The organism is Mycobacterium sp. (genome assembly GCF_049278535.1).
Taxonomy (GTDB): Bacteria; Actinomycetota; Actinomycetes; order Mycobacteriales; family Mycobacteriaceae; genus Mycobacterium.
On record NZ_JBAPMI010000216.1, the window covers coordinates 1 to 7,267 of the forward strand.

Annotated in this window: 7 protein-coding genes and 2 pseudogenes; 7 read left to right on the forward strand and 2 right to left on the reverse strand. The window is 68.6% G+C overall.

Features of this window, described 5'->3' with window-relative positions; all coding sequences use genetic code 11:
* Positions 1-1,092, forward strand: a 1,092-nt coding sequence (locus tag WAO18_RS15135; protein WP_422207076.1) for a DEAD/DEAH box helicase, incomplete at its 5' end; no start/stop codon positions are given.
* Between the two features lie 20 nt (positions 1,093-1,112).
* Positions 1,113-2,327 carry a hypothetical protein gene (locus WAO18_RS15140; RefSeq protein ID WP_422207077.1) on the forward strand — a complete coding sequence of 405 codons (1,215 nt, stop codon included), beginning with the start codon at positions 1,113-1,115 and terminating at the stop codon, positions 2,325-2,327.
* On the opposite strand, the pseudogene WAO18_RS15145 reads toward WAO18_RS15140, so the two are convergent.
* Positions 2,328-3,128: pseudogene (locus WAO18_RS15145) on the reverse strand (ParA family protein).
* A 111-nt stretch (positions 3,129-3,239) separates the two neighbouring features.
* Between WAO18_RS15145 and WAO18_RS15150 the strand changes: the two are divergent.
* From WAO18_RS15150 to WAO18_RS15160, 3 genes are read left to right on the forward strand one after another with little or no spacing between them, the layout of a single operon-like run.
* Entirely contained in the window at positions 3,240-3,851 is a 612-nt protein-coding gene (locus WAO18_RS15150; RefSeq protein WP_422207082.1) for an acid phosphatase, read from the forward strand.
* Positions 3,852-3,856: 5 nt separating this feature from the next.
* Positions 3,857-4,954, forward strand: coding sequence for an isochorismate synthase (locus WAO18_RS15155; RefSeq protein WP_422207078.1), 1,098 nt, complete (start codon positions 3,857-3,859; stop codon positions 4,952-4,954).
* Positions 4,951-5,433 (forward strand): GNAT family N-acetyltransferase, encoded by a 483-nt coding sequence (locus WAO18_RS15160; RefSeq protein ID WP_422207079.1) that lies wholly within the window; start codon positions 4,951-4,953, stop codon positions 5,431-5,433. The genes WAO18_RS15155 and WAO18_RS15160 overlap by 4 nt, the downstream gene beginning before the upstream one ends.
* Here WAO18_RS15160 and WAO18_RS15165 read toward each other — a convergent pair.
* A complete protein-coding gene (locus WAO18_RS15165; protein ID WP_422207080.1) occupies positions 5,385-5,813 on the reverse strand; it encodes a hypothetical protein in 429 nt (142 codons plus the stop codon). The genes WAO18_RS15160 and WAO18_RS15165 overlap by 49 nt on opposite strands.
* Before the next feature lie 121 nt (positions 5,814-5,934).
* Here WAO18_RS15165 and WAO18_RS15170 point away from each other — a divergent pair, with 121 nt between their 5' ends.
* Positions 5,935-6,909: a diacylglycerol/lipid kinase family protein gene (locus WAO18_RS15170; protein WP_422207081.1), complete on the forward strand. Its 975-nt coding sequence runs from the start codon at positions 5,935-5,937 to the stop codon at positions 6,907-6,909.
* Positions 6,910-7,160: 251 nt separating this feature from the next.
* Positions 7,161-7,267, forward strand: a pseudogene (whiB1, locus tag WAO18_RS15175) (transcriptional regulator WhiB1); the annotation flags it as partial.

The window sequence follows — 7,267 nt, forward strand, 5'->3', positions numbered from 1 at the left end:
TTGCAGAAGGGTGTCGACGTCGTCGTCGGCACGCCCGGCCGCCTGCTCGACCTCGCCCAGCAGGGCCACCTGCAACTCGGAGGGCTGTCGATGCTGGTGCTCGACGAGGCCGACGAAATGCTCGACCTGGGCTTCCTGCCGGACATCGAACGCATCCTGCGGCAGATCCCCGCCGAACGGCAGGCGATGCTGTTCTCGGCCACCATGCCGGACCCGATCATCACGCTGGCCCGCACCTTCATGAACCAGCCGACCCACATCCGGGCCGAGGCGCCGCACTCCTCGGCGGTACACGACCTCACCAAGCAGTACGCCTACCGCGCGCACGCGATGGACAAGGTCGAACTGGTCAGCCGGGTGCTGCAGGCGCGCGGACGCGGCGCCACGATGGTCTTCACCCGCACCAAGCGCACCGCGCAGAAGGTCGCCGACGAACTCGCCGAACGCGGTTTCGCCGTCGGCGCCGTGCACGGCGACCTGGGCCAGATCGCCCGCGAGAAGGCGCTGAAGCAGTTCCGCACCGGCGACATCGACGTGTTGGTCGCCACCGACGTCGCGGCCCGTGGCATCGACATCGACGACATCACCCACGTCATCAATTACCAGTGCCCCGACGACGAGAACACCTACGTGCACCGCATCGGCCGCACCGGACGGGCCGGTAAGACCGGTATCGCGGTCACGCTGGTGGACTGGGACGAGCTGGCCCGCTGGACGATGATCGACAAGGCGCTCGGGCTGGGCTGCCCGGACCCGGCCGAGACGTACTCCAACTCGCCGCACGTCTACGTCGAGCTGGACATTCCGACGGACATCCAGGGCTCCATCGGGGCGCCCAAGAAATCGCCGGTCAAGCGCGCCGCGTCCGGTGCCCGCAATGGCAACGAGCCCGCGCAACAGCGCAACAGCGACCGCCAGCGACGCCGCACCCGCGGCGGCAAGTCGGCGACCGGCCATGCCGACGCCGACAGCAACGCCGACACGGATGGGTCGACCCCAGCCGTGGACGGCGCGTCTGGCGACGGCACGCGAGCACGGCGCCGGCGCCGGCGCCCCCGCAAGTCGGCGGGCGCGACGGCTAGCGCCAACTAAGCCGGCGCCGCTGCAACCCGATGGTCAAGCCGGAACGCCGCACCAAGGCTGATCTTGTGGCTGCGGCCGCGATCGCGGTCGTGGTCGCCACGGCCGCGGCATTGATCTGGTGGACCAGCGACGCCCGGGCCACCATCAGCCGGCCGGCGACGGGGCCCGGTCCCAGCCCGAGGCTGGCCCACGAGGTGCCGGGCTCGCTCAAACAGCTCTGGACCGCCCCGAACGCGCCGACCGATCAGCCCGTCGTGGTCGCCGGAACCGTCGTCACCGCCGATGGGCGTGTGGTCCAGGGGCGTGATCCGGTCACCGGCCAGGTGCGATGGACCTACTCGCGCAACAGCGATCTGTGCGGGGTCGCCGGCGTCTACCGCTTCGCCGTGGCGGTCTACCGCGACGACCGCGGCTGTGGTCAGGCCAGCACGATCGAGGGATCCAGCGGCCAGCGCGGGCCCGCCCGCAGCAGCTTTGCCAACAAACGGGTCAGCCTGTCCTCCGACGGCACGACGGTGTTGTCGGCCGGCGATACCCGTCTTGAGCTGTGGCGCTCGGACATGGTCCGGATGCTGTCCTACGGCGAGATCGACGCGCGGATAAAGCCGTCGTCGAAGGGCTTGCACACCGGATGCCGATTGACGTCGGCGGCGGCCAGCTCGTCAGCGGTGTCGGTGTTCGAGGCATGCGGCCGGCAGGCCGATCTGCGGCTCAAGCTGCTGCGGCCGGCCAAGGAAGAGGACGAACCGGAACAGCGCGACGTGGCCGAGCCGGGCATCGGCGTGGATTCCGACGCCCGGGTGCTGGCGCTGGCGGAGACCAGGACGGCGGTCTACCTGCCGGCACCGCAGCCCAGGGTCGACGTCGTCGACGAATCGGGCGCCACCGTGGGAAGCACGCTGCTGCCCGAGCCGCCGTCGTCGTCCAGCGTGGTGAGCCGGCCCGGCAACCTGATCACCTGGTGGACCGGCGATCACGTGATGGTCTTCGATTCGGCGAACCTGACCTACCGCTACTCGATCGGGCCCGCCGGCTCGTCGTCCCCGGTCGGTCCGGCGACGTTGATGGGCGGCAAGTTGCTCGTCCCGGTGACCGGCGGCATCGCCGTCTGCGATCCGGTCACCGGTGTCGGCGAAGGCTTCCTGCCGGTGCAGCGGCCGCCGAGCGACTCGGCGGTGATACCGGCGGTTTCGGGGTCGCAGCTGCTCGAGCAGCGCGGCAACACCCTCGTCGCGCTCGGCTGATTACGCGTCGATGGTGAACGTCGGCAGCGCCTTGCCCGACTTCCAATGTTTGAGCAGCGACTGAGCCAACTCCTGGTAGGCCGACGCCCCTTTGTTCTTGCGCGCCGCCAGCACCGAGGACCCCGATGCGCTGGCCTCGGCGAAACGCACCGTGCGCGGGATGGGCGGCGCCAGCACCGGCATGTCGTAACGATCCGCGACGTCGAGCAGCACGTCGCGGGTGTGGGTGGTACGCGGGTCGTACAGCGTCGGCAGCGCACCCAGCAGTCGCAGGCCCGGGTTGGTGATCTGCTGAACGTCGTGGACCGTGCGCAGGAACTGTCCGACGCCGCGATGCGCCAACGTCTCACACTGCAGCGGCACGATGACCTCGTCGGCGGCGGTGAGACCGTTCAGGGTCAGCACGCCGAGTGACGGCGGGCAGTCGATCATCACGACGTCGAACGTGTCGCCGAGTTTGTCCAGCGCCCGCTTGAGAGCGTACTAGCGGCCGGCCCGCATCAGCAGCATCGCCTCGGCACCGGCCAGGTCGATGTTCGCCGGCAGCAGCGTCATCCCCTCCGCGGTGTCGACCAGCGCGGCGTTGGGTTCCACCTCGCCGAGCAGCACCTCGTGCACCGAGACTGCCAACTTGTCCGGGTCCTGGCCGAGCGAAAACGTCAGACACCCCTGCGGGTCCAGATCGATCAGCAGCACGCGTCGTCCCGCATCGACCATCGCCGCACCCAGCGACGCGACCGTCGTCGTCTTGGCCACCCCGCCCTTCTGGTTGGCCACCGCCAGCACTCGGTTCCCCTTCATCAGGCTCCGCTCCTCCTATGTCTGTCGCCGGCGGTTAACACCTGCCATCCTGGCATCAACACCATGGTGCCCGCGCGCGGATGGCCATGTGTGTCAGGCAGAATCGTCGAGATGGGCTTGGAAAACAGCCGCGAGAGCCACCGACTGGTGTTGTTGCGCCACGGCGAAACCGAGTGGTCGCTGGCGGGGCGGCACACCGGGTCCACCGATCTCGACCTCACCGACAACGGACGTGCCCAGGCCGTCGCCGCGGGCCCCGCGCTGGCCGACCTGCGCCTGGACGATCCGAAGGTGATCAGCAGTCCGCGCCGGCGGGCCGTGGAGACCGCCGAGCTCGCCGGTCTGACCGTGGACGAGAAATCCGAGCTGCTCGCCGAATGGGATTACGGCTGCTACGAAGGCGAGACGACCGCCGACATCCACAAATCCCGACCCGACTGGTCGATCTGGACGCACGGCAGCCCGGACGGCGAGTCGGTGGCACAAGTCTGCGAGCGCGCGGACCGGGCCGTCGCGCTGGCCCTGGAGCTGATGGCGTCGCGTGACGTGGTGTTCGTCGGTCACGGCCACTTCTCCCGCGCCATCATCACCCGCTGGTTGCAGCTGCCACTGATCGAGGGCAGCCGCTTCGCCATGCCCCCCGCCTCCGTCGCGATCGGCGGGTTCGAACACGGGATCCGCCAGCTGGGTGCGCTGGGTCTCCCTCATCCCAATGACGACTGAGCCGAATGAGGGCTGAACCGCCGTTCGTGCTGTGCGGGCCGGCCGGCGTGGTGATCGCCGACGGCGTGCAGGCCTGCTATCGCGAGGTAGCCGCCGCGCAGTCGGCGTTGCGCTCAGGTAGGACACCAATGGTGCTGGGCGCGTTGCCTTTTGATGTCGACGGGCCCGCAGCGTTGATGGCGCCACGCTCGGTGCGCCACACCGATGAACTGCCGGACTGGCCGACCGGCCCGATGCCTGCGGTGCAGGTGACCGGGGAGCTTCCCGCTCCCGACGAGCACCGCGCCCGGGTTCGGCGGGCCTGCGACGAGCTGACCGCTCCGGGCAGCACGCTGCAGAAGGTAGTGCTGGCCCGCGCCCTGCAGCTGGCAGCCGATGGCCCACTCGACGCCCGGATCATTCTGCGCCGGCTGGCCGCCAACGACCCGGCCGCCTACGGCTATCTGGTCGACCTGTCGGCGGCCGGCGGGACGTACGCAGGCACGGCGCTGATCGGTGCCAGCCCGGAGCTGTTGGTTGCGCGCGACGGCGACCGGGTGAGCTGTCAGCCGTTCGCCGGCTCGGCGCCGCGTGCCGCCGACCCCGAACTCGACGCCACCGCGGGCGCCGCGCTCGCCGATTCGTCCAAGGATCGCCACGAGCATCAATTGGTGATCGACAGCATGGCCGAGGCCTTGCGGCCGCTTTGCAGCGAGTTGACCGTCGCCCCCACTCCCACGCTGAGCCGTACCACCGCGCTGTGGCATCTCAGCACGCCGATCACCGGGCGACTGCGCGACATATCAACCACCGCAATCGATTTGACGCTCGCACTACACCCCACCCCGGCGGTCGGCGGGGTGCCGGCCGATGCCGCTGCTCGGCTCATCCACACGCTGGAAGGCGATCGCGGGTTCTACGCCGGCGCCGTGGGCTGGTGCGACGCCGCGGGTGACGGGCGCTGGGTGGTGACCATCCGCGGCGCCCAACTGGCGGCCGATCGCCTTACGGCGCTGGCTCACGCCGGCGGCGGGATCGTCGCCGAATCCGACCCCGACGGCGAAGTCGCCGAGACGACAACAAAATTCATCACCATTCTGTCCGCGCTGGGGGTTCAACCGTGACCGTACGCATCCGTCGTGCCGCACCCGCCGATGCCCCGGCGATCACCGCGATGATCCACGGCCTGGCGCGCTTCGAACGCGCCGCCGATCAATGCACTGTCGTCGAAACACAAGTCAGCACCGCGCTTTTCAGCCCAAACCCGACGCTGCACGCACACGTCGCCGAGGTGGACGGTGAAGTCGCAGCGATGGCTCTCTGGTTCCTCAACTTCTCCACCTGGGACGGTGTCGACGGCATCTATCTGGAAGATCTCTACGTAGAGCGGCGATTTCGCCGGTTCGGCCTGGCTCGCGGCCTGCTGACGGCGCTGGCCCGGGAGTGCGCCGCGCACAACTACACCCGGCTGTCGTGGGCGGTGCTGAACTGGAACACCGACGCGATCGCGCTGTATCAGGCTGTCGGCGCTCAACCGCAGCGCGAGTGGACCACCTATCGGCTCTCTGGTTCCGACTTGGCGGAGCTGGCCGGACCGGGCTGATCGCCGGAGACCCAGCGCAACGCTGCCGGACTGAACAACAGCGCCAGCGCGATCAACGCCAGCGCCGCCACCGGGACACCGATCGGCGCCCGATGCGAGCCCACGGTCAAATACCACGCCACGGGCAGCAGCAACAGCTCGGCGAACACCGCTAACCCTCGGCCCCAGCGCCTGCCGATCAGTAGTGCCCAGCCGGCAGCCAGCACGGCACCGCCGGCCACGAGGAACCACACGGCAGTGCCGAACCCGTTGGCCACCTTCTGATCCGCGCCACCGATCGCCCGAATCAGCAGGACCGCTGCGACCACCACGCCCGTCGCACCCTGAGCTCCAACGATCAATCCGGCGCCACGCACACTGGCCGGAGGACGCGTGATCACCGCCTCAGCGTAGCCACCCTGGCTCACCCGAAAGTCGCGCTCTCCCCCGCAAGCGGGAGGTGCCCCCACCTCGGTCCGCGACGCGGCCCGCATCGTCGCCGCTCCCGTAGGCTTTGGCCTCATGCGCGCCGTGCTGATCGTCAACCCCACCGCGACGTCGACCACCACCGCCGGCCGCGATCTGCTGGCTCACGCGCTGAAAAGCCGTCTCGAATTGACCGTCGAGCACACCCGGCACCGCGGCCACGGCGGCGAAATCGCCCAGGCCGCGGTCCAGCACGGGGTCGATCTCGTCGTCGTGCACGGCGGCGACGGCACGGTGAGCAATGTGGTCAACGGCCTGCTCGGCAAACCCGGGCAGCTGCCCAACGGACACGTCCCGGCGCTGGCGATCGTCCCCGGTGGATCGGCGAACGTGACAGCGCGGTCGCTGGGCATTCAGCCCGGCCCGATCGACGCCACCAACCAGCTCATCTGGCTGCTCGACAAGTACGGCCCGGAAAAGAAGTGGCGCCGGATCGGGCTGATCGACTGCGGCGAGCAGTGGGCGGTGCTGAACGCCGGCATGGGGGTCGACGCCGAGGCGGTGGCCAAGGTCGAGGCCCAACGGGAAAATGGCAAAAAGGTCACCCCGACGCGCTACATCACCGCGGCGACGCGCGCAACGCTCGGTTACTCCCGCAAGCCACCGCGGCTGACCGTGGAACTCCCCGGCCACGAGCCGGTCACCGGCGTCTACTTCGTCTTCGTGTCCAATTCCAGCCCATGGACCTACGCCGACGACCGGCCGATGTGCACCAACCCCGGAACCACCTTCGAGGCCGGCCTGGGCGTCTTCGGCGTCACCCGGTTGAAGGTCGTGCCGAGTCTGAGACTGGTTGCGCAGATGTTCTCCAAGCGGCCCAAGATCGAGGGTGAGCAGGTGGTTCGTGACGACAACGCCGACTGTGTGCGGGTGACCTGCGCCGATCCGCCCATGGCGAGCCAATTCGACGGCGACTACCTGGGGGTACGCGAACGGATGACGTTCCGCGCGGTCCCCGACGCCCTGGACGTCGTCGCTCCGCCCGCGAAAAGGCTGCCCGACCTGCGGTGATCGCATGTTGTGGGCAAAACCACTGGTCAGGGCCCGCAGAAGTGTAGTACAAACGATTAAGGGATTTGGTAACAGATCTTTGAAGTGACATTGCCCACGGACCAACGAGCCACTATTGACATCTGTTGAGCCTGTGAAACGATCGAGCGATCGCATGCAACGGTACGGAAACATTTCTCGTGCCTGCGTTAACAGCCGAAGAAAATCATTCGTGCGCACATTGCTGCGCACACAGTGAGGAGTAACGACCTATGGATTGGCGCCACAACGCGGTCTGTCGCGACGAGGACCCGGAGCTGTTCTTCCCTGTCGGGAACAGCGGACCGGCTCTCGCGCAGATCGCCGACGCGAAATTGGT

Bases quoted from the DNA above. Each gene is read 5' to 3' on its own strand.
- WAO18_RS15140 (WP_422207077.1), top strand. From the start codon at position 1,113: ATGGTCAAGCCGGAACGCCGCACCAAGGCTGATCTTGTGGCTGCGGCC.
- WAO18_RS15150 (WP_422207082.1), top strand. From the start codon at position 3,240: ATGGGCTTGGAAAACAGCCGCGAGAGCCACCGACTGGTGTTGTTGCGC.
- WAO18_RS15170 (WP_422207081.1), top strand. From the start codon at position 5,935: ATGCGCGCCGTGCTGATCGTCAACCCCACCGCGACGTCGACCACCACC.
- WAO18_RS15155 (WP_422207078.1), top strand. From the start codon at position 3,857: ATGAGGGCTGAACCGCCGTTCGTGCTGTGCGGGCCGGCCGGCGTGGTG.